This is a genomic window from Pilosibacter fragilis (genome assembly GCF_032490495.1).
Taxonomy (GTDB): domain Bacteria; phylum Bacillota; class Clostridia; order Lachnospirales; family Lachnospiraceae; genus Pilosibacter; species Pilosibacter fragilis.
In genome coordinates, this window is the sequence record NZ_JAVYJB010000005.1 from 165,054 (window position 1) to 187,629 (window position 22,576).

Consider the following 22,576-nt stretch of genomic DNA (forward strand, 5'->3'; position numbering starts at 1 on the left):
TAAAGCGCGCGGCAAAAGCGCAGAAAACAGGAGGCAGAAACTATGTATCAGGCAGCAGAGAATCGTTATGAGACTATGGAGTATAAACGCTGTGGAAGAAGCGGTTTAAAGCTTCCGCGGGTCGCGCTGGGATTATGGCAGAATTTCGGACTGGAAAAGACGATTACAGATCAGGAGGAGATCCTGTGCCATGCATTCGACCGCGGGATCACACACTTTGATCTTGCGAACAACTACGGACATCCGGCAAACGGCCTTGCGGAGAAAAATTTCGGTCAGGCGCTTAAGGACTGTCTTGGTACATACCGGGATGAGCTTGTGATCTCCACAAAAGCCGGATATGATATGTGGCCGGGACCTTACGGAAACTGGGGTTCCAGAAAGTATTTGATGGCGAGTCTCGACCAGAGTTTGAAGCGCTTGGGGCTTGATTATGTCGATATTTTCTACCATCACAGACCGGACCCGGAGACACCGATCGAGGAGACGATGGGAGCACTGAGCGATATCGTCCGCAGCGGAAAAGCGCTTTATGTCGGACTTTCCAATTATAAAGAGGAAGAGACGAGAAAAGCAGTAAAGATCCTGAAGGAGAACGGAACGCCGTGCCTGATCCACCAGCCGCGCTATAATATGCTGGAGCGCTGGGTGGAGGACGGACTTCTCTCCGCGCTTGATGAAAACGGAGTGGGCTGTATCTGCTTTTCCCCGCTCGCTCAGGGCGCACTGACAGATAAATACCTGAAGGGGATCCCGGCAGGTTCCCGCGCATCCCGTGAGGGAACGACGGTGGCACAGCGGTATCTTTCTGATGAACAATTAGAAAAAATCAAACAATTAAACCAACTTGCGGAAGAACGCGGACAGACGCTGGCGCAGATGGCTATCGCCTGGATCTTACGCCGCCCGGAGGTGACAACGGTCCTGGTGGGCGCCAGCAGAGTTTCGCAGCTGGATAACAGTCTTGCGGCGCTTGAGGGCACGGGATTTTCGGAGGATGAGCTGAAAAAGATCGACGAGATCCTGGCATAAAAGAACTTAGAACAGGATCAACACGCAGAAAACGTATGAAGCGTGAAAATTTGTAAGAAATAAGAGATCGTTTGAGAAGACAGGTTTCAGGCAACAGGAGACATAGAGAATGGTATATGAAGTAGGCGATATCGTAAAATTAAAGAAACCGCATCCCTGCGGCAGTCAGGAATGGGAAATCCTGCGCGTGGGCGCAGACTTCCGTTTAAAATGCATGGGCTGCGGCCATATGGTCATGGTGACGAGACGGCTGGTGGAGAAGAATACCAGAGGACTCAGGAAACCGGATGGGACGGAAGTAAAATAAAGGAAACTTGAAAAACAAAAACCAGCCACATGGGATCCATTAGAGCGGGAAGCGTAATGGAAAACATGTGGCTGGTTTTTGAGTTCGGAGGCAACTATAAAAGCGCACAGATCTTCTCAACCGCGTCCTGCGGCCCCTTGGTATTCGGGATATCGTACTTTGCATATTTCTTATATAACCCGCGTCGCGTGAGATAGGTATTCTCGATTTCCTCTTTTGTATGGTTCTTAAATAACGGTCGTTCCGGGTGTAACGCAAGGTTCCGGTAGCAGTCCTCGAACGGGCGGTCGATATAGAAGATCGTGCCGCTCTTTTCGAGGATCTCCCCATTCCGGTCAAAGGTCAGCATTCCGCCTCCGGTAGAGACCACGGACGGGCCGAGGTCGCATACCTGATGGGCGATCTCATGTTCATAGTCCCGGAACAAAGACTCCCCGCCTTTTGCGAAGATCTCCGGGATTGTCATCTTGTAATGTTCGATCAGCATCTGATCCGTATCGTAAAAGGGGAGACCGAGCTGTTCGGAGAGAAGTTTCCCGATAGTGGTCTTTCCGCTGCTTGTGAAGCCGCATAAAATAATTGGATGTTCTGGTGTCATGTCTGGTTCCTCTCGAAAGGTCTGCTGATTCTGGCGAAAGTATTCTGCGTTTTTGATAATACCGCACCGGGTATCAAATGAGCCGGCAATGTCGGTCTGTAAATGAAAAGCACATATAAAATACCATAGATATAGAAGAAAGGCAATAAGAGTGAGGACAAAGTTTCCGGGAATAGCAGAAGCGGTTTCCTAAAACGTGGGCGGGCGAGTCTGCCGACACATATTTTACTCCGACTTCAACAATGGATAATGCCCCAAAAACTGCTGCAGCGCCAGATTCCCGGAGGATCTTTTCCACGCCGCAATGATCTCAACGACCTCCTCTTCGCCGATCAGCGGGATAAACACAAGGTTTTCCGCATTTGTCAGCTTATGCGTCACATAGGAAGGAATAATGGAGATCCCTTCCTCGATGGATACCATCATGAGAATACTCTCCACATCGTTGGAACGGAAGAAGATGTCCGGATGATATCCGGCCTGCTCATACATCTCGTAGAAGCGGAGGTCACTGACGGAATCCCCGGTGCTGGACGGGGTCATGAACAGCAGGCGTTCGCCGTGGAGCTCTGACCGCTGAAGGGATTCCCGCCTGGAAAGTGGATGATTGCTGTAAACCGCTACCATCAGAGGACTGCGTTCAATGAGCCGGTATTCAATGGACTCGTTTTTCACGAGCTCCGTGCTGTCCCAGGTAAAAATAATATCATATTCGTCCTTCAATAGCCCCGCGGCGAGAAGATCGGTGTTCCGGCGGTAACAGGAGACAAGAATATTTGGATACTTATTATGGAAGAAACGCAGGGAGTTGGAAAAATTGCTTCGCTCAAAGCCTTTTGTATATCCGATCCGCAGGGTTCCTACCATACCGGTTGAAACCTCCTGAATCCGGTTTACCGCCTGATCAATGCGGCCGAGGATCGACCTTGCATCACTTAGAAATGCGCTTCCGGCCGGAGTCAGGGAGATCGGGCGGCTCGACCGGTCAAAGAGCGGGATGCCGAGGCTGTCTTCTAACGCGCGGATCTGCTGGGTGATGGCAGTCTGGGTAATATAAAACTGGTCCGCGGCTTTCGTGAAGCTGCGGCATTCAGCGGCGGTCACGAAGTAGCGCAGCTGGTTTGTGTTCATAAGCTCCTCCTAAAAAATAGGAATAAATCGCCCCACTCTGTGGGAAGCATCGTTACTCTTCGTAAAAGATAAGTTTTTCTTATGATATCATACAAAATGCGCGGTTGCAAATCCTTTTACCGGGCGGTATCATAAGACTACTGATGCTGGATGGCGCAACAAGGGCAGATATGTTCCAAACGGAACATGCTGTACCATACCGAATACAGTAAGGCAGCAGGATAAGAGCTGCGGATAAGACAGGCGCGGGCCGCAGCTGTAAGAGGGGAGTTATGCTTATGAAACGAGAAAATTTTGGCTCACGTTTAGGCTTTTTACTGGTAAGCGCGGGCTGTGCGATCGGAATTGGAAATGTGTGGCGGTTCCCGTATGTAGCGGGACAGAACGGCGGCGGCGTGTTCGTCCTGTTCTACCTGCTGTTCCTGTTGTGTATGGGCGTCCCGGTCCTCACAATGGAGCTTGCGGTGGGTCGTGCGGGACGAAAGAGCGCGGTCGGCGCGTATCGGGTCCTGGAAAAGCCGGGCAGTAAATGGCATGTACACGGATGGTTCTGTATCCTTGGCTGTTACCTGTTAATGATGTATTACACAACCGTATCCGGCTGGATGCTCAGCTATTTCGTGAAGTTCGCGATGGGAACATTCACCGGAATGAATACGGATCAGGTCGCGGGAGTATTTGGGGATATGCTTGGCAATCCCGGTGAGATGGGATTCTGGATGGCTGTGACTGTTGTTGTCGGATTCTTTATCTGCAGCAGAGGTCTTCAGAATGGCCTTGAGAAGATCACAAAATGGATGATGGCGGCGCTGTTATTGCTGATCCTGGTGCTTGCGGGACACAGCCTGATCCTTCCGGGCGCGAAAGAGGGACTGAGCTTTTATCTTCTCCCGGATTTCAAACGCGCATCGGAGGTCGGGCTCGGATCGGTGATCATGGCGGCCATGAACCAGTCCTTCTTTACATTAAGCCTTGGCATTGCGGCAATGGAGATCTTCGGGAGCTACATGTCCGAGGAACATACGCTTGCAGGTGAGGCGGTACGGATCTGCGGCCTTGATACGCTGGTAGCCCTTTCCGCCGGACTGATTATCTTCCCGGCATGCTTTTCCTTCGGCGTACAGCCGGATGCCGGCCCACAGCTGATCTTCATCACACTTCCGAACGTGTTTGCAAACATGGCAGGCGGACGGATCTGGGGCATGCTGTTCTTCTTATTTATGTCGGCGGCAAGCTTCTCAACCGTTATCGCCGTGTTCGAAAATCTGCTTTCCAGCTGCATGGATAACTTTGGATGGAGCAGAAGGAAGGCTTCCGTGGTCAACTGCATTTTCGTCCTGATCGCCAGCCTGCCCTGTGTTCTGGGCTACAATGTATGGAGTAACCTCCACATCATCGGCGCGAGAGATGTTCTGGATTCTGAGGACTTCTTAGTCAGTAACCTGCTTTTACCGCTTGGATCCCTTGTTTATCTCTTATTCTGCGTGAGCAAGTGGGGATGGGGATATGATAAGTATCTCGCGGAGGCAAACAAGGGAGCGGGACTTAAGATGCCGGGGGCGAACTGGGCGAAGATCTATTTCCGGTATGTTCTTCCGGTGCTGATTTTGGTGATCCTGATCCAGGGACTGATCGGATAACAGGCTGTCCGATATGCACGAAATTCATAAAAAGACAGGAATTTATGAAAAACTTATCGGTTTAACGCGATATATACATAAAAACTTTAAAGCGTAAAAGCTTTTATATTGAATATCGAAATAACCTGTGTTATAATAATCATCGCAAATACAAAAAAGAGGAGAGTACCACAATGAAAAAGATGATTGCACTGGGCATGGCCGCTATGATGTGCCTGTCCATGACTGCATGCAGTGTCTCCACATCTTCCAAGACCGAGACGACCGCAGCAGCAACAGAAGCAGCTGAGACAACTGCAGAAGCAGCAAAAGACAGCGAGACAACCGCAGAGGCTGCCGGCGATCTTGTTGCGACCGCAGATTATCCGACAAAACCGATCACAATGATCATTCCTTACGGTGCAGGCGGAACAACCGATACATGGGGCAGAAAGCTTGCAGTTCTGCTTGAAAAATATTTAGGACAGCCGATTACCGTTACAAACCAGGGTGGCGCGTCCGGATCCATCGGAAGCCAGTTCGTAAAAGAGCAGCCGTCTGATGGCTACACACTTCTTGTGTGTGCAGAGACGATGGGAACCTACAGAACCATGAATATCTGTGACCTTGGATACGATGATTTTACCGTTATCTCTCCGTTGGTTGGTGATCCGAAGGTTCTTGTAGTCGGAAAAGACTCCAAGTACAACACACTTCAGGAGCTTCTTGATGCGATCAAGGAAAACCCGGGAAAGATCACAATGTCCCACTCCGGCCCTGGAGGAAGCGGACACAATCAGGGACTTGTATTAAAAGAGCTCGGCTATGAAGTTGCTATGACAAGCTTTGACTCCGGTAACGACGCGCTTCTCGGTGTCATCGGTGGGCAGGTTGACTTCACAAACCCGAATATCTCCACCCTCGGCGGCTATATCGAAAGCGGCGATGTGAAACCGTTAGCAGTATTCTCCGATAAGAGAATGGACGCTTACCCGGATATCCCGGCGTTTACAGAGACAGTTCCGGAAGCTGAAAAGTACTTAAATATCCCGTACACACTCCTTTCCTTCGTTGTAAACAACGATACACCGCAGGAGGTCGTTGATGTATTAAAGGCAGCATCTGAGAAGGTATTCGCAGATCCGGAGTGGACCGAGTTCGTAAAACAGAACGCAGCGGATCCGGTATATGACGAGTACAAAGATGACGCATCGATCCAGGCATTCTATGACAACTGGAAATCCGTAATCTGCTGGTTACAGTATGACAACGGTGTTGCCGAGAAGAGTCCGGAAGAGTTCGGCATCAAGAGAATTGGAGAATAATCAATGAAGAATAAGATTCATTCGCTGATCGTCGAAGGAATTGTATTTTGCGGGAGCGGCCTTGTGCTGCTCTCGTATTCTCTTTTATCCTACGCGAAAGGGTTTAACAAAAGCTGGGCACAGTCCCCGTACCTGTTTCCGCTGATCGTGGCGATCGCCATGATCGGTCTGTCCTTATGGATCGTCGGAGAGGGAGTTACGGCGATGAAAAAGGCTGCCGCAAATTCGGATGACAAGAAGCCGGAAAAGGCAGGAAAAACAGAAAAGAGGCGCTGGGTCGTGATCGCCCTGATCCTCTGTGCGATCTACTATGCGGCTCTCGCCTTCATTAAAATTCCGTATATCACCATCGGAATTTTATCTTTTGCGTATACATTTTCGACATTTGAGGTTGTGACGGTGGTATTCCTGATCGCCATGATGATTTTCATGGGTGTCAGAAAAATTCCGGTCCTTGTCTTCGTGCCGATCGGAACCACCTTGTTCTTAAGCCTCGCATTCCGCACATTCTTACATGTGCTTCTGCCATAGAAAGGAGAAAGGAAAATGATGCAGATGTTATCCGTGGTCGATCCGCGGTTTATTCTTATGGTTCTCCTTGGTTCTGTGGCTGGCCTGTTCGTAGGAGCGATCCCGGGACTTTCCGTGTCCATGGCGACCGCGCTTCTCGTATCCATTACTTATACCTGGGAACATTCAGACGCCCTGGCGATGATCATGGGTGTCTATGTAGTCGGAGTCTTCTCCGGCGCGGTATCGGCGATCCTGATCAATATCCCCGGCGCACCTTCATCGGTCGTAACGACACTGGACGGCTATCCGATGTCGAAAAAAGGTCAGTCCTACAAGGCGCTCTTTACTGCAACGATCTACTCGTTTATCGGAAGCTTATTTGGTCTTCTGGCTCTGGGACTCTTAGCGGAGCCGGTATCGAGAGTTGCGATCAAATTTACAAAGATGGACTATTTCCTTCTGGCCCTCTTCGGACTTGCGACGGTTGGTTCCGTCAGCACGAAGAATTACGCGAAGGGCCTTATCAGCGTTATGATCGGTCTTGTGATCAGCATGATCGGACTGGATCCGCTGATGGGAACAAAGCGCCTGACCTTCGGAATCCAGAACCTCGCGGGCGGTGTCAGCACAGTCCCGGCACTTGTCGGCTTCTTCGGTTTCGCAGAAGTGCTCTCTGTTGTATACAACATGAAGCAGGAGCAGAATGTCCTTGCAATGGAAAAGGCGAAGGTCAGCCTGAAAGAGATCTTAAAAAGCTGGAAGCTTTCCTTATATACATCCACGATCGGTCTTTTAGTCGGCGCTCTTCCGGGAGCAGGCGGACCGGTGGCATCCTTTATCGCATATAATGAGGCGAAGCGTCTCGTAAAGAAGCCGGAGGTTCCCTTCGGTGAGGGCGCAGTGGAAGGAATCGTGGCCAGTGAGTCCTCCAACAACGCATGTATCGGTGGTGCACTGATCCCGATGCTGACGTTGGCGGTTCCGGGCGACGCAGTTACCGCGATCATCCTTTCCGTATTCTATGTCCATGGCTTACAGCCGGGTCCGTTATTTATCACCCAGAACAAAGAATCCTTCTACTCGATCGTAGTAGCGGGAATCATCGCGTGCTTTGCGCTTTTACTGTTAGGACTGATTGTTGCCCCGAGGATCTGTAAGGTCATTACGATCCCGAAGAACATCATGATCCCGGTGGTAACGAGCCTCTGTGTGATCGGTTCCTTCGCGTGCAACAACCGTCTGTTTGATGTGGGACTTATGTTCTTCTTCGGACTGATGGGATTCATGATGCGGCGGTTCGATTATCCGGTTGCCCCGCTGATCCTTGCGATGGTACTCGGAAAGATGATGGATTCCAACTTCCGTCAGGCCGTGTCCCTGGCATCGTCCTCCGACAACCCGTTTATGGCGATGTTCGGACATCCGATCACGATCGTTCTTTCGATTTGTACATTATTCGTCCTGCTTGGAAATATTCCGTGGACGAAGCCGTATATCGATAAAGTAAAAGGGATCTTTTCGAGAAAAACGGCGTAATTTCAGATAAAACTTCTGAAAAACAGGCCGGATCACCAAATTTCGACCGGCGCAGGATTTCCCGCCGGTGTGAAAGACGGTAGGAAATGAAAAAAGTATAAAAAGAGCAGGAAATCAGGCAAAAAGTGCTTGCATTTCCTGCTCTTTTTTGCTAAGATTATTACCTGTGACATGTAAAAAATCCTTGCTCCTGATACTGAAAATCGGGGGCCGGAAGACCAGAAGGAGGTTTATGAAACTATGAACAAATACGAGTTAGCAGTTGTTCTTAGCGCAAAACTTGAAGATGACGAGAGAGCAGCCGCACTTGAGAAAGTGAAAGGCTATATCACACGTTTCGGCGGTAATATCGTTGATGTGGACGAATGGGGCAAGAAGAGACTTGCATACGAGATCCAGAAGAGCAAAGAGGGATTCTACTACTTCATCCACTTCGAGGGTGAGGCAAACTGCCCGAACGAGGTTGAGGCTCACATCCGTATTATGGAGCCGGTTGTTCGCTATCTTTGCGTAAGACAGGACGCTTAATAAAGAAAGAGTGAGAATATGAACAGAGTTATCCTTATGGGTAGATTAACCAGAGATCCGGAAGTACGCTATTCCCAGGGCGAGCGCTCCATGGCAATCGCAAGATATACGCTTGCAGTTGACAGAAGAGGCAGAAGAAGCCAGGACGGCGATCAGGGTCAGACGGCCGATTTTATCAACATCGTAGCTTTTGATCGTGCCGGTGAATTTGCGGAGAAATATTTCCGTCAGGGCATGCGTGTACTGGTTTCCGGAAGAATCCAGACCGGAAGCTATGTAAATAAGGATGGCCAGAAGGTCTATACAACAGATATTATTGTAGATGACCAGGAATTCGCTGACAGCAAGGGTCAGGGCGGCGATAACAGCGGCTTTGGCGGCGGCAACAGCTACGGCGGCGGAAACCGCGGCGGCTACCAGCAGGGGACAAGACCTGCTCCGTCCAGTGCCATCGGCGACGGATTTATGAATATCCCGGATGGAGTCGAGGACGAAGGACTTCCATTCAACTAAATATCAGTCTGAGGCAATACAGTGCGTTACTCCTAATTCGCTGTGAGTAGACTGAGTTTGCACGTGGCCGGACAAGCGTTGGACGGTTACAGACAACGAAACTAACAGGAGGTAATTTAAAATGGCATTCAATAAAGGTGACAAGTCCGATTCTTCCAGAGTAAGAAGAGGCGGCATGCATAGAAGAAAAAAAGTTTGCGTATTCTGCGGCGATAAGAACGGCGAGATCGATTACAAGGACGTAAACAAGTTAAAGAGATACGTATCCGAGAGAGGAAAAATCCTCCCGAGAAGAATCACAGGCAACTGCGCAAAGCACCAGAGAGCTTTAACAGTAGCTATCAAGAGAGCACGTCATATTGCTCTTATGCCGTACACATGTGAATAATTCCTTAGAATAAGGATTTTCACGGATAAAGTAAGGTTTTATCTAATTAATTTGAAGCATCATTCGAGGATTCCATATGAGAGATCATGTGGGATCCTTTTTTGGCGTAGCAGAGAATTTCCTGTTACACAAAAAGGCACTACATGTCGATGATGTGCACCCGCGCGAAGATCGCGCTGAACAGATGTAGTTATGACAGGTATTGACATTAAATCGAAATAAGAAAAAGAAATTTGTTTTTCCTGAAAGCTGGAAAAATATGAGAAGCTGCAATAAGGAACTGCATGAAAATTGCATCAAAAGATATTTAAGGATATTTATGTCTGAAAATTGACTTTTTTGCTGACACCCTTTATACTACGTAGAGGAAAAGTCAAAAAAAGAAACAGCAATGTGGAAGGGCAGTACACTATTTGAGAAGTCATTGAAAGGTCCAGAACATTATTCTGGACCCTTTTTTTAGCCTTCTGCGGAAGTTTTAAGGAGAAACAGTACACTGCTTATGCCATTCCCGCATTGCCCTGCGGTTCGTGAAAAGGTATCGAAAAGGAGAAGGAAGGGGGAGCTGAAAATTTCAACCGCCCGTTTTGACTTGTTCTGAATAAGAAAATAAAGCCCACCGATATCCGGTGGCGGAATGGAGCATTTCAAATGATTCATGATGGATTTATCTATCTGGCCACTTTAATGCTGTTAGCAGCAATTCTGGTCAATCTTCCCGTGTACCTGCGGGGAAAAGGCGCACAGACCTTTTTTAAATTTGCACCGCCGATCGTTCTGATCTATTTAGGCATGATGCTTTTATGTACTATGAAAGTATGGGATCTGCAGGATACGTCAGACATTTACGTAGCGATCAAAAATCCGTTGCTTTACGCAATGCTGTTTTTAATGCTGCTGCGTTGTGATCTGAAAAAGATCATTAAATTAGGACCGAAAATGCTGATCGGTTTCTTCTCAGCAAGTATTTCAATCGGTGTTGGTTTTGTAGTAAGCTATGGCATTTTCCATAAATTACTGGGTCCGGAAAGCTGGAAAGCACTTGCAGCACTGTGCGGAAGCTGGTTAGGCGGCGGCAGTAATATGCTGGCGATTCAGGCAATTCTGGATGTAAGTGAAGAAAGTCTGGCATATTCTCTGGTAATGGATTCGGTTTGTGCAGTAATCTATGTTATGTTCCTTCTGTGGGTGATCAACTTCTCTAAGGAATTCAACTACTGGACAAAGGCAGATGTACGTCTGATCGATGAAGTAGGAGCATCTCTGGAAAAAGAGGCAAGGGAGGACAAGAGACCTCTTACCTGGAAAAACATGCTTCTTTTAATCGGCGTATCCTTCTTTATATCCTCTCTGTCCAAGGATGCCGGTGTTATGGTTGCTTCTGTTCTGCCTGTTTTTGATAAGGCAACCTGGACAGTTCTTCTTGTAACAGCTACAGGTCTGATCGTAGCAATGACTCCCTTTGGAAAGATTAAGGGAACGGAAGAAGTTTCAAATATCATGCTTTACATTGTCATCGCGATGATCGCTTCCAGAGCAGATATTTCTGCTATGGGAAATGCACCGGTATGGCTGGCTGCCGGATTCCTGATCCTGCTGATCCATATAGCAGTTATGGTAATCCTTGCAAAGCTGATCCGACTGGATATCTTTACCTGTGCGGTTGCATCTCTGGCGAATGTCGGAGGAACTGCGACAGCACCGGTACTTGCAGGCGCATACAGCAGCGCGCTGGTTCCGATCGGTATCCTGATGGCTCTTCTCGGCAATATTATTGGAACACCGGGCGGCGCATTTGTAGGATACTTAATGAGCCTGATCGGGTAGAGAACAACAATTGAAACGGGTAGTACAAGAACTCCGCACGGGAAACTGTGCGGAGTTTCTTCTTAAAACTCCATCACAAGCCCCGCATGCAGCTTGTGAACGGATTCTCCTAACGTCTCTTTCAGGAGATCAAAGGCATGATCTCCGGTGCAGTGGCCGGTGTAGATTTCAGAAATACCGGTGGAGCGGATCCCTTCGGCGAGGGCAAGGATCTCTGCGTCGGTCTTATTGTAGAGGTGGAAGCCGCCGATCAGGGCTTTTACTTTTTTATCCGGGAAAGTCGCGGTGACCTCACGGATAATGGTATCGGCGCCGCCGTGGGAACAGCTGTTGAAGATCACAAGACCGTCCGGTGTGTCGAAGACAAGACTTTGCTCATGGGAGAAGGAATCCGGTCTCCAGCGCCGTTTTTCCTTCAGGTACATGTGCTCCCGGATTCCTTTTTTCTCCAGTCCCGGAGTCTTATGCGGAATCAGATAAACCCCGTCACATGGGGAAAAGTCCCCGGAGACGAGCTTGATCCGGTCCGGATACTTTTTTAACATGCCCTTTGGAATACCGATGTATTTCTTGTAATTCCAGACACCTTTGCAGCAGTTTTCTCCGGTAGTTTCCCTAAAATAGAACGGTGCAAACGAATTTACCCTGAAAAATTCCGGAATTCCGTCTGCATGGTCATAGTGCGCGTGGGAGAGAACTCCGAAATCCACGTCTTTCATGTTCAGTCCAAGCACATCAGCATTCGTCAGAAAAAGTCCGGATGCCCCGGCATCGAGAAGGATATGTTTCCCATGATATTCAATAAAAATTGATAATCCCCATTCACAGCCGAGATTTTCGGCGGGGATGTTGTCGCTGAGTACGGTTGCTTTCATAAATGAAAATCCTTTCGTAAAGTATTGATTGATAGTTGCCTTATAACTTTATTTTTTTCATTAAACACAAATGCGAACTTCCTGCAGGAAAGAGGTTTTGTATAACTTTGCGGCTTTACAAATTTCTTTTGCAATCTCTTTCTTATCGATCTTTTTCCTCATTAGATTTTTCCTATCAACGGTATTTGGGTAACAAAAACGCCGGACAACCAAAGTTATCCGACGCCTTTTTTATGATTGCGTGTTTTATGCTGGCTGTCAGCCTCGATGCCTTGCCGAGTATCATAAAGTGCTGGTAATTACCCTCCCCAGCCAGAGTACAGCTTTCATGTGTCGCCACACGGAAACCTTTCTGGTTCATTTATATTATACTCAAATCCCGTCCTCTTATCAACTGATTTTGAAATATCCAAGATTTTAACGGAAATGGCATGGAAAGTGTTACAGGAAAATCGCAGAAAGACCTCTTGAATATTTAAAGAAGAGATGTTATATTATAGATAAGAGAAGTGCCACCGATAGACGGCTTGGCCCTCGAAAATATGGATTAAAAAATAACCGCTAGTTTTGCGAGGACTGGGCGGTTATTTTTTTGCGTTTTTTTCGATGTATCAGAGGGTTACGCATGCCCTCTGCGAAGAGGGCCAAACCGCCTACCGTTATGGTGGCACCTATATTATTCTATCACAAATTCTTTGATCTATAAAGTCTATTTTACGCTACTGGTGGTTTTAGAAGCCGCGTCGCTGCTATCCACGTCAGGAATTTCATAGACCGCAGTGCCATGTCCGCCCCAAGCGGATCATGGACAAATGCCTGTATCTATGGTATACTATCCCCAAAGTCGGTTCTGATACATGGAGAAATTCTGCCTGAATTTCTCCATGCATAAAAAGGCACTAACGTGTCAAACGCACACTCGCGCAAGAAGAGTCTATCACAAGCGACTGCGCTCGGCGCGAGAATGTGTCAAGGCACATTCTTTTTATGGTCTTGCTATGCCCATTTTACCGGGCGGCGGATAGGAGATAAGAATGAAAGATGATAAAAAGGTCAGCCATATTCTGCAGCTTTACCTTCAGTGGCCGGTATTTTTAACGGCACTGGTAATCCTTGCGGGAGCTGCGGTCAACCTGATCTCACGCAAGGCGGGATTCGTGATGCTTGCATTTACGGTGATCTACGCGGCGTGTGCCGGAACCCTGTATATGTACGGAAAGAAGCGGGCTCTCGGCAGTCTGGTGTCCTTTGCGTCGGCGTACAGCTGGAGTCAGAAACAGCTTCTGGCGTCCCTGGAGCTGCCCTACGCGATCGCGGACACGGAGGGTAAGATCCTTTGGATGAACCGCGCCTTTGAGGCGGTGACCAAAGAAGAGAAGAGCGCAGGGAAAAGCCTGACAATGCTCTTCAAGGAGATCACAGTGGAATCCCTCGAGAAGATGGAAAATGCGATGGAAGTCCATGTGATCTATGGGGAATCGAAATACCGCGTGAGTATGAAACGCGTGACGATCCGCCCGGATGAACTTGCCTCCGGAATCCCGGAGAAGCAGACGGAGCAGCAGATCCTTGCGGTATATCTCTATGATGAGACAGAGCTCTACAACTACAAGCAGGCGATCACAGACCAGAAGATGGTCGCGGGCCTGATTTATCTGGACAACTATGATGAGGCGTTGGAGAGCGTCGAGGAAGTCCGCAGATCGCTCTTAACGGCCCTGATCGATCGAAAGATCAACAAGTACATTTCTGCGGTCAACGGTATCGTAAAGAAGCTGGAGAAGGACAAATATTTCTTTGCGATCAAGCAGTGCTATATGCCGCGTCTGGAAAAAGAGCGGTTTGGACTGCTTGAGGAGGTAAAGACCGTCAATATCGGAAACGAGATGGCGGTGACCTTAAGTATCGGTATCGGAATGAACGGCGATACCTACAGCCAGAACTATGATTATGCCCGTACAGCGATCGATATGGCCCTCGGCCGCGGCGGTGATCAGGCGGTAGTAAAATGCGGCCAGAAGATCCAGTATTACGGCGGAAAGGCCCAGCAGTTAGAGAAAACGACCCGTGTCAAGGCCCGCGTCAAAGCCCATGCCCTCAGGGAGCTTCTTGAGACAAAGGACTGCCTTCTGATCATGGGACATAAGATCGGAGATATCGACTGCTTCGGCGCGGCGATCGGAATGTACCGGATCGCGTCTGCCCTGAACAAAAAAGCACATATCGTGATCAATGAAGTGACCTCCTCGGTGCGTCCGATGATGGAACGCTTTGAGACCGGCGATTATCCGAAGGACCTGTTCCTCACGGGAAGTGAGGCCGCGGATATCGTGGATAACAATACGGCGCTTGTCGTTGTTGACGTCAACCGCCCGAGTATCACAGAAGAACCGGACCTTTTAAAACTCGTGAAGACGATCGTTGTCATCGATCACCACCGTCAGTCCAGCGAGATCATCACAAACGCGACTCTGTCCTATGTAGAGCCTTACGCGTCATCCGCCTGTGAGCTGGTTGCGGAGATTTTACAGTATGTTGCTGACAGTATCCGGATCAAATCCCCGGAGGCGGACGCTATGTACGCGGGAATCGTGATCGATACGAACAACTTTACAAATCAGGCGGGCGTCCGCACCTTTGAGGCGGCGGCGTTCCTTAGAAGAAACGGAGCGGACGTGACGAGAGTACGGAAGTTGTTCCGTGACAGTATGGAGGACTACAAGGCGAGAGCCGAGGCAGTCCGTCAGGCAGAGGTCTATAAGAAATGCTTTGCCATCAGCGTGTGCCCGTCAGAGGGCGTGGAGAGCCCGACAGTAGTAGGCGCACAGGCTGCAAACGAGCTTCTTGACATTGTGGGAATGAAGGCATCTGTCGTTCTGACCCCATATGAAGGCAAAATCTATATCAGCGCGAGATCGATCGACGAAGTCAATGTCCAGGTCATGATGGAAAAGCTGGGCGGAGGCGGACACAGAACGATCGCAGGCGCACAGCTCCCGGGCGCTACCGTTGAGGAGGCCAAGGAGAAGGTGAAAGGCGTCATTGATATGATGCTGGAGAAAGGAGAAATTTAAGATGGAAGTTGTATTATTAGAGGATGTGAAGGCACTTGGAAAAAAGGGCCAGGTCGTAAAGGTAAATGACGGATATGCGAGAAACTTTATCCTTCCGAAAAAGCTTGGTGTTGAGGCGACATCCAAGAACTTAAACGATTTAAAGCTCCAGAAAGCAAACGCGGAGAAGGTTGCGGCAGAGCAGCTTGCGGAGGCTAAGAAGCTTGCGGAGGAGATCGATAAGATGTCCGTAACCGTTTCGATCAAAGCCGGCGAGGGCGGACGCGCGTTCGGTTCCGTCTCCACAAAGGAGATCGCGAAGGCGGCGAAGGACCAGTTAAAGCTTGATATCGACAAGAAGAAGATGGTTCTGCCGGAGCCGATCAAGAGCATCGGAAGCTTTGAGGTTCCGATCAAGCTCCACAAGGAAGTAACAGCAAGACTCAGCGTGAAGGTCGTTGAGGCGTAAAGACTGAATGTCTGCCGCGTGTGCAATACGCGGACAGCATAGTTGAAATTCAGGGCAGGAAACCAGGTAGAGGTTCCAGCCTGCAAAGTAAGAAAGAAAACGGCTTCTGCAGAAATATATGCAGAAGCCGTGCGAAGTTATAGACACAGACGTACAGAGAGGAAATCGGACAGATGGAAGAAGCGTTAGTAAAAAGGGTTTTGCCGCACAGCGTTGAGGCGGAGCAGTCGGTGATCGGTTCCATGCTGATGGACAGGGATGCGATCATCGCGGCATCGGAGATCGTGGTCGCGGACGACTTTTATCAGCGTCAGTACGGGATCATGTTTGATACGATGGTGGAGCTGTTCAATGAGGGAAAACCGGTGGATCTGGTCACGCTTCAGGACAGACTGAAGGAAAAGGATGTCCCGCCGGAGGTGTGCAGTCTGGATTTTGTCCGCGATATCCTGGCAACGGTTCCGACTTCCGCGAATGTGCGCTCCTATGCCACGATCGTCCATGAAAAGGCGGTTCTCCGCCGCCTGATCAAGATCAACGAGGAGATCGCCAACAACTGTTATTCCGGAAAGGACAGCCTTGAAGTGATCCTGGCTGACACGGAAAAGCAGATCTTCAACCTGTTGGAAAGCCGCGCTTCCGGCGATTTCGTGCCGATTCGTCAGGTCGCGCTGAACGTCCTTGATAAGATCGAGCAGGCGACCCGCTCAAAATCCACGGTAACGGGTCTTCCTACCGGATTTATCGATCTCGATTACCGGATGTCCGGCCTCCAGCCTTCGGATCTGATCCTGATCGCTGCCCGCCCGTCTATGGGAAAGACGGCGTTCGTGTTAAATATTACTGATTATATCGCGGTCCGGAGACAGAAGACCTGCCTGATCTTCAGTCTGGAGATGTCGAAGGAGCAGCTGGTAAACCGTATGCTGTCCATGGAGTCCAACGTGGATTCCCAGAAGCTCCGTACCGGTACCCTGACGGATGCGGACTGGGACGCTGTCGTGGAAGGAATCGGTACGATTGGAAGCTCCAAGCTTGTTATTGACGATACGCCGGGTATTTCCATCATGGAACTTCGTTCCAAATGCCGGAAGGTTAAGCTGGAACATGGCCTCGACCTCGTTATGATCGACTACCTGCAGTTAATGTCGGGCAGCGGAAAGAACGGGGACAACCGCCAGCAGGAGATTTCCGAGATCTCAAGATCCTTAAAGGCCATCGCGAGGGAGCTGAGCGTTCCGGTGATCGCCCTGTCCCAGCTTTCCCGTGCCTGCGAGACGAGAACGGATCACAGGCCGATGCTTTCGGACCTTCGAGAGTCCGGAGCCATCGAGCAGGATGCCGACGTTGTTATGTTCCTGTACCGTGACGATTATTATAATAAGGATACGGATAACCCGAACACGGCGGAGGTTATTATCGCGAAACAGCGTAACGGCCCGATCGGAACCGTATATCTTGGCTGGAAACCGGAACTGACCCGGTTTGTGAATATTGCGAAAGAGTAGCAGTAAATGCATGGTCAAGCGCCTGCTTTCGAATGGAATTTGAAGAAATTTCATCGGAAGCGGGCGCTCTTGTCATATTAAGGGGTGGCTTCACATATATTATTAGCAATCTGATAACGGTTTTGCAGGCATGCGGCAGTCTGTGGACATGCTGAGAAACTGGATCAAACAGAGTCGAACAATCGTTGCGGTTCATGGCAGAAATTTTCCGGACTGTGACGAAAATCATGTGAAAGGAAGAGGATGACCATGTCAGAAACACATTATCTGATCTCCGACGCCTCGAAAAAGGTTGATGTGGAATCTCATGTACTTCGGTACTGGGAGGAGGAACTGGAGATGAACATCCCTCGCAACGAGATGGGACATCGGTATTATACGGATTTTCATATCCGTCTTTTTAAACAGATCAAGGAATTGAAGGAAAAGGGGTATCAGTTAAAGGCGATCAAGACAGCGTTGGCGAAAACGCTGGACGCGGAGGGGGAATCGGTGGCACCCACGGATGTTCTTGAGGAGGATGTTATGACGGCATTGAAGGAATGCACGGAGCAGGAGAAGAGAGATCTGGAAAAGCTGGATCCGGGGGAAGCCGCGGAACTCATGAACCGGGAAAAAGCGGAGCAGTTCAGGGAGTTTCTTACCCAGATGATCGGACAGGCTATCGAGGAGAACAACGAGAAGCTGAGCCAGGATATCAGCCGGATGGTGAACGATAAAGTGTTAAAGGAGATCGATTACCTGATGCGGGTGGCAGATGAGCGGGACGAAGAGCGGTTCCGGCAGCTGGATGAGACGATCCGGCTTTATCAGAAGGAGAATAAAGGGAGGGCGGAAGCTGCGGCGGCGAAAGCGCCGTTTTTGCCGTCGATCTTCAGAAAGAGAAAGTTTGGGAGAAATGGGAATAAGCTTTGATGAGAGTAACAATGAGAACTCCTTTCGCGAAGATCCGGATTCTGGATCAGAATCCACAGAAATCAAAAAGCCGTTGTTCGAATAGAACAACGGCTTTTATGTATTGGTTTGCGTTTGTGATCAACCCTCGTTGATTGCGCCTGTCGGACAGACACCAGCACAAGTACCGCAGCTAATGCAAGTATCAGCGTCGATTACGTACTGTCCATCTCCCTGAGAAATAGCGTTTACCGGACATTCACCAGCACAAGTACCGCAGCTAACGCAGCTATCGTTAATTACATATGCCATAACAAAATACCTCCTTTGTTTATTTCTTTCATTCTATAATAAACGGTTAAATTATTCAAGGGGAAAATTGTGAAAAAATGTACCTAATGAGGAACAAAAATCCAGTAAACATGCGGTTAGACAGTCACAACTCGAGTTAGTCTATTCTTACCTTTGCAGACAAAAATCAACCCGCTGTCATTCAGCTGAAAGCATTTCATGATGGTCAACATAGGCGGACAGGCATTTTCTAAACTGGAAATACCATACCATGCAGGAATGCATGATGGTTACTGTACGCGGGTAGGAATTTTCTGAACTGAAAATTCCGTATGATACCGTTATGACCGCGGATTTTGCCGATTCGGAATGCGAAGCATCGGCAAAATCCTGTTACAGTGCGCGGGCATGGAGTGCCCGTGTACTGTAACTGCATGATGAGGCTGTACCAGCAGATTTTGTAAAACCACCTTGCCAAGAAACGAAAAAAGTATTATACTCTCGATATGCTGGCAAATGCGGCGATATGTCCGTTATGCCGGAAACAATCGTAGAAAATTGCCCTCAGCAGATTTCGAAGGTGAAAGGAGGATTTATCATGCAGATTTCAAAAGAAATGCTCATTGGTGAGCTTCTTCAGGTTGATGAGAATATGGCTCAGATTTTAATGGGTGCTGGAATGCACTGCATCGGATGCCCGTCTTCTCAGATGGAGTCTCTGGAAGAGGCTTGCATGGTTCACGGAATTCCGGTAGAAAAACTTGTAAGTGTAATTAACGAGTATCTGGCTCAGAAGCAGCAGTAATGTATGTGACCGCTCGAGAGAGTTTTGGTTTGCCGACTGTGCGAAAGGTCGGAGAATGTAAGAAGGACTGCGGTCAGGGAGAATTTTCCCGGCTGCAGTCCTTTTTCCATTTTGACATATATGGAGCAATGTGCCATAAAAATTCTGTATGTTGAAAAACATGGGGACATTTTGGAAACAGACTTTGCACATAAAAAAGCATCTGTATAAATCTGTGGAATGCAGCTTTTTACAGATGCTCTATTTAAATATTGATCAATTGGGAAGTCAGATTATAAGTTTTGCAGCACCTTCAGCGCGTCCTTCTTTACGATCAGATCATAATGTTCCGCATAGTAAGCGCCGGACGCAGCGGCATCGCCCTTTAATCTTGTTCCGTATTCGGAGAGAGTATTGCAGACTCTGTTGAAGGAACTCTCACTGTCATTTTCCTTCTTGAGGATCAGGTAGAAGACCCCATTTTCCGGATTCTTGTAGAGAACACTGTTTCCTTTAAAAACAGCACCGGTCTGCCGTGCGGCTTCACAGACGAGGTCGAGGGAAGAAAACTGGTAGATCCTTGTAAACTGAGCCGGATTCTTCGACTCTTCCTTTCCCTGCGGTCCATTTGCCGTTGCAGCTGGTGCCGCAGGAGCTTTTTCTCCCTCCGGCTTTAAAATTCCGCTCTGGGTCAGGATATTGATCAGGCCGTCAGCGCCTTCCAGCACTTCCGCGGTGAGATTCCCCCATCCGTTATCATTCTCGTCCTCTTCCGGTGAGAACTTGGAGAACCGGGTATCCAGTTCCTCTGGATCTTCCATCTTTGTGATGATCAGCATAACACTCTCGTTCGCCATCGGGATCGCCTCGACCATAAGCGGGATATCCTCGACCTCGAAACCGACCTCATTTGCGGCGCGCTGGATCATCTCGCGGAAAAGATTACGGGCTTTCTCGCTTCCATAGGCCAGCTCGCCGAGATTCATATTCCGGACACTCAGGTCAAAGTTGCTGAGGGTGCAGCGGATCTGATTTTCATTGATACGTTCTATTTTCATAGGATCACTTCCTGTCTGGTTAAAATCAAAATATTCGCGGTATGCTGTAATTCCCATTATAAGAGGGCAGAAAACCGCATTTTTACATTTATAATATACTATATCCTATTCAGTTTTTGCAATCGTATGAGGGAAATTTATTAAAATTTAATCAGTTTGACATCTACAAGATGGTCTGAAGCGGGAGTGTGTATATTAGAATAGTCGCAAGAGGTTGTGTTGCCGGAAGGAGGTGTGACGGTTTATCGAGCGCGTTCTGTTTGGCAAGTATCGGTTGTGCAGAGAGCTGGGAAACGGGCGATCCGGTACTGTATATCTGGCGTATCACGTTGAGCTGGAAGAATACAGGGCGGTAAAAGTAGTCCCGAAATCCCTGGCGGATTATGATACTTTTAGAAAAGAAGCACTTTTTCTGAAAACACTGAGACATCCGGGAATCCCCATCGTCTACGATGTGGAGGAAGATACCGGATACAGTTATCTGATCGAAGAATATCTGGAAGGCGAATCTTTATATGCCCTGGTAAAACGCCTGGGCAGCTTGTCGGTTAAGGCGGCAGCTGATCTTGGAATACAGATCTGCCGTATCATTCAGTTTATGAATTCAGCAGAAAATCCTATTTTATATTTAGACTTGCAGCCCAAAAATCTGCTGGTGTGCAATGGAGTCCTTCGCCTGACGGATTTTGATCATGCACAATACGCGTCAGATGCCGCTGCGTTTGGTGAGCGGTACGGAACGATCGGTTTTGCGGCACCGGAACAGTACACGGGGGAACCACTGGACTGCCGGACGGACGTGTACGCGATCGGTGCGCTGCTCTACTTTATGAGCCGTGGGGATGCGCCGGGAAGTGTTCCGGAATACAGGAATGAACCGGAATACAGGATGTTTGACCGGATCATCCGCGGGTGTATGGAAAAGGAGAAAGAAGCGCGTTACCAGAGTGCGGATGAACTGCAGGAAACGCTGCAGGAGCTGCAAAATCAACTGAAGGAACAGGCAGCAGAATCTCGAATCGTTGTTTTTGCCGGGGCGGCAGCGGGGATCGGAACAACCCATGCGGCTCTCGGAATGTCTCATTTTCTGACCCGGAATGGGTGTCCGGCTTTATATCAGGAAGCTTATGATACGTCTGCGGTTCGCACACTTGCGAAAAATATGGGAATCAAAACGGACCGGACCGGCGTATATCGAATCGGATGCGGAAGCATCCGGCCTTATTATGGCGAGGCTGTGAAGCTGCCATATCTTTATTTTCCAGTAATCATAAAGGATGTGGGAGTGATCCGCCCGGAAGAGAAACTTCCGGAAGCAGATTTTTATGTTCTTGTATGCGGGGGAAAATGGTGGGAGATCGACAGGACTGTGAATGCGGCGAAGATCTTAAAAAGCCGTGGGAATGTGATCCTGCTCTTCAATCATATGGAGAAAAAAGCACGTCTGAAACTTCCAAAAGTTTTATCTGATATTCATTATTTCTTTCTTCCGTTCTTTTCAAATCCATTCAGAGAAGATAAAGCTGCCAACACCTGTTACCGGGATCTATGGAACGATGGTACAGGGGAAACCAGATGGAAAAGAAAAAAATTATCACAGAGACTCAGGAGAAGCGATGCAGAATGATCGGAATCGCTGGGAGCAATACCGGGGTGGGGTGCACCCATTTTTCGATCATGCTGACAAACTATCTCGCGGGATACCTCAGAAGGAAAGCCATACTGCTGGAATTTAATGAGTCGGGGGACTTAGAAAAGCTTGAATACGTCTGCACGGGGCAGATGGGACAGAAAAATCCATACAGGGTACTGGATGCGGATTATTATAAGTATGCAGGACCGGAGGCTGTGAAGGAGGTGCTTCAGAGGGGATATGACGATATCCTGATCGATTTCGGATCGGTCAAAGATGGCGCAAACGAATTATATTGGAGATGCGATAAAAAGTTCCTGGTGGGTTCCTTTACGGAGTGGCAGCAGGAGAGTTTCCGGGAATTCGAGATGGAACAGAGAGCGAAACAGAAAAAAAGCTGGCAGAGTCTCGCGGTATTTGGAAGCGAGGAGACCAGAAGAGAATTCTCGAGAAGATTTCGGATCAATGCAGAACGGATTCCGTTTTCAGCGGACGCCTTCTCGGTCACGAAGGAGTGCGGGGAATTTTTTCAGCGTATTCTGTAAAAATGACATAAAAGGACGATTTCCCTAACCGTTATAAAGGGAAAAGCCTGATACTCAGAAATGTCACAATAAATGAGATCTGACCGGCTAAGAATACAGCAGCGGGGAAAAACATGTCACAGTATAACCTTCTTCAGCCATCGCGGAAA

General features: G+C 48.7%; 22 protein-coding genes. 17 read left to right on the forward strand and 5 right to left on the reverse strand.

Annotation, left to right across the window (positions count from 1 at the left end; all coding sequences use genetic code 11):
• The first annotated feature begins 42 nt into the window (after positions 1 to 42).
• Positions 43 to 1,032 (forward strand): L-glyceraldehyde 3-phosphate reductase, encoded by a 990-nt coding sequence (mgrA, locus tag ABCW45_RS06510; RefSeq protein ID WP_343220505.1) that lies wholly within the window; start codon positions 43 to 45, stop codon positions 1,030 to 1,032.
• Positions 1,033 to 1,141: 109 nt separating this feature from the next.
• Complete coding sequence (locus ABCW45_RS06515) at positions 1,142 to 1,339, forward strand: DUF951 domain-containing protein (protein WP_015552966.1); 198 nt, start codon at positions 1,142 to 1,144, stop codon at positions 1,337 to 1,339.
• Positions 1,340 to 1,433: 94 nt separating this feature from the next.
• Here the strand turns inward: ABCW45_RS06515 and ABCW45_RS06520 are convergent, their stop codons facing one another.
• A complete protein-coding gene (locus ABCW45_RS06520; RefSeq protein ID WP_117468987.1) occupies positions 1,434 to 1,937 on the reverse strand; it encodes a shikimate kinase in 504 nt (167 codons plus the stop codon).
• A 225-nt stretch (positions 1,938 to 2,162) separates the two neighbouring features.
• Positions 2,163 to 3,068 (reverse strand): LysR family transcriptional regulator, encoded by a 906-nt coding sequence (locus ABCW45_RS06525; protein WP_343220506.1) that lies wholly within the window; start codon positions 3,066 to 3,068, stop codon positions 2,163 to 2,165.
• Positions 3,069 to 3,346: 278 nt separating this feature from the next.
• Between ABCW45_RS06525 and ABCW45_RS06530 the strand changes: the two genes are divergently transcribed.
• From ABCW45_RS06530 to ABCW45_RS06565, 8 genes are all read left to right on the forward strand, one after another.
• A complete protein-coding gene (locus tag ABCW45_RS06530; protein ID WP_343220507.1) occupies positions 3,347 to 4,708 on the forward strand; it encodes a sodium-dependent transporter in 1,362 nt (453 codons plus the stop codon).
• Between the two features lie 173 nt (positions 4,709 to 4,881).
• Positions 4,882 to 6,012 carry a Bug family tripartite tricarboxylate transporter substrate binding protein gene (locus ABCW45_RS06535; protein ID WP_343220508.1) on the forward strand — a complete coding sequence of 377 codons (1,131 nt, stop codon included), beginning with the start codon at positions 4,882 to 4,884 and terminating at the stop codon, positions 6,010 to 6,012.
• Between the two features lie 3 nt (positions 6,013 to 6,015).
• Positions 6,016 to 6,543 carry a tripartite tricarboxylate transporter TctB family protein gene (locus ABCW45_RS06540; RefSeq protein ID WP_117567658.1) on the forward strand — a complete coding sequence of 176 codons (528 nt, stop codon included), beginning with the start codon at positions 6,016 to 6,018 and terminating at the stop codon, positions 6,541 to 6,543.
• A gap of 15 nt (positions 6,544 to 6,558) precedes the next feature.
• The gene (locus ABCW45_RS06545; protein ID WP_117468990.1) at positions 6,559 to 8,061 is read left to right on the forward strand and encodes a tripartite tricarboxylate transporter permease; all 1,503 of its coding nucleotides are present in this window, start codon (positions 6,559 to 6,561) and stop codon (positions 8,059 to 8,061) included.
• 240 nt (positions 8,062 to 8,301) lie between these two features.
• The gene (rpsF, locus tag ABCW45_RS06550; protein WP_015552973.1) at positions 8,302 to 8,589 is read left to right on the forward strand and encodes a 30S ribosomal protein S6; all 288 of its coding nucleotides are present in this window, start codon (positions 8,302 to 8,304) and stop codon (positions 8,587 to 8,589) included.
• Positions 8,590 to 8,607: 18 nt separating this feature from the next.
• Positions 8,608 to 9,102, forward strand: coding sequence for a single-stranded DNA-binding protein (locus tag ABCW45_RS06555; protein WP_021905147.1), 495 nt, complete (start codon positions 8,608 to 8,610; stop codon positions 9,100 to 9,102).
• A gap of 121 nt (positions 9,103 to 9,223) precedes the next feature.
• The gene (gene rpsR, locus ABCW45_RS06560; RefSeq protein ID WP_015552975.1) at positions 9,224 to 9,490 is read left to right on the forward strand and encodes a 30S ribosomal protein S18; all 267 of its coding nucleotides are present in this window, start codon (positions 9,224 to 9,226) and stop codon (positions 9,488 to 9,490) included.
• A gap of 651 nt (positions 9,491 to 10,141) precedes the next feature.
• Positions 10,142 to 11,317 carry a DUF819 family protein gene (locus tag ABCW45_RS06565; protein WP_343220509.1) on the forward strand — a complete coding sequence of 392 codons (1,176 nt, stop codon included), beginning with the start codon at positions 10,142 to 10,144 and terminating at the stop codon, positions 11,315 to 11,317.
• A 62-nt stretch (positions 11,318 to 11,379) separates the two neighbouring features.
• Here ABCW45_RS06565 and ABCW45_RS06570 read toward each other — a convergent pair whose 3' ends face one another.
• Positions 11,380 to 12,192, reverse strand: a complete 813-nt coding sequence (locus ABCW45_RS06570; RefSeq protein ID WP_343220510.1) for an MBL fold metallo-hydrolase — start codon at positions 12,190 to 12,192, stop codon at positions 11,380 to 11,382.
• 1,034 nt (positions 12,193 to 13,226) lie between these two features.
• Here ABCW45_RS06570 and ABCW45_RS06575 point away from each other — a divergent pair.
• From ABCW45_RS06575 to ABCW45_RS06590, 4 genes are all read left to right on the forward strand, one after another.
• Complete coding sequence (locus ABCW45_RS06575; protein ID WP_117567665.1) at positions 13,227 to 15,266, forward strand: DHH family phosphoesterase; 2,040 nt, start codon at positions 13,227 to 13,229, stop codon at positions 15,264 to 15,266.
• Position 15,267: 1 nt separating this feature from the next.
• Positions 15,268 to 15,714, forward strand: coding sequence for a 50S ribosomal protein L9 (rplI, locus tag ABCW45_RS06580; protein WP_015552983.1), 447 nt, complete (start codon positions 15,268 to 15,270; stop codon positions 15,712 to 15,714).
• A gap of 173 nt (positions 15,715 to 15,887) precedes the next feature.
• Positions 15,888 to 17,222: a replicative DNA helicase gene (gene dnaB, locus ABCW45_RS06585; RefSeq protein WP_343220511.1), complete on the forward strand. Its 1,335-nt coding sequence runs from the start codon at positions 15,888 to 15,890 to the stop codon at positions 17,220 to 17,222.
• 249 nt (positions 17,223 to 17,471) lie between these two features.
• Complete coding sequence (locus tag ABCW45_RS06590) at positions 17,472 to 18,137, forward strand: helix-turn-helix domain-containing protein (protein ID WP_117468996.1); 666 nt, start codon at positions 17,472 to 17,474, stop codon at positions 18,135 to 18,137.
• A 120-nt stretch (positions 18,138 to 18,257) separates the two neighbouring features.
• On the opposite strand, the gene ABCW45_RS06595 is transcribed toward ABCW45_RS06590, so the two are convergent.
• On the reverse strand, positions 18,258 to 18,428 hold the full coding sequence (locus ABCW45_RS06595; RefSeq protein ID WP_117483534.1) for a DUF362 domain-containing protein: 171 nt from the start codon (positions 18,426 to 18,428) through the stop codon (positions 18,258 to 18,260).
• A gap of 577 nt (positions 18,429 to 19,005) precedes the next feature.
• On the opposite strand from ABCW45_RS06595, the gene ABCW45_RS06600 reads away from it, so the two are divergent.
• Positions 19,006 to 19,212, forward strand: a complete 207-nt coding sequence (locus ABCW45_RS06600) for a DUF1858 domain-containing protein (RefSeq protein WP_015552988.1) — start codon at positions 19,006 to 19,008, stop codon at positions 19,210 to 19,212.
• Positions 19,213 to 19,484: 272 nt separating this feature from the next.
• On the opposite strand, the gene ABCW45_RS06605 is transcribed toward ABCW45_RS06600, so the two are convergent.
• Positions 19,485 to 20,249 carry an adaptor protein MecA gene (locus tag ABCW45_RS06605; protein WP_117503086.1) on the reverse strand — a complete coding sequence of 255 codons (765 nt, stop codon included), beginning with the start codon at positions 20,247 to 20,249 and terminating at the stop codon, positions 19,485 to 19,487.
• Between the two features lie 274 nt (positions 20,250 to 20,523).
• Between ABCW45_RS06605 and ABCW45_RS06610 the strand changes: the two genes are divergently transcribed.
• Positions 20,524 to 21,876, forward strand: coding sequence for a serine/threonine protein kinase (locus ABCW45_RS06610; RefSeq protein WP_158552990.1), 1,353 nt, complete (start codon positions 20,524 to 20,526; stop codon positions 21,874 to 21,876).
• Positions 21,825 to 22,427: a hypothetical protein gene (locus ABCW45_RS06615; protein WP_147327029.1), complete on the forward strand. Its 603-nt coding sequence runs from the start codon at positions 21,825 to 21,827 to the stop codon at positions 22,425 to 22,427. The genes ABCW45_RS06610 and ABCW45_RS06615 overlap by 52 nt, the downstream gene beginning before the upstream one ends.
• Positions 22,428 to 22,576 lie beyond the last annotated feature (149 nt).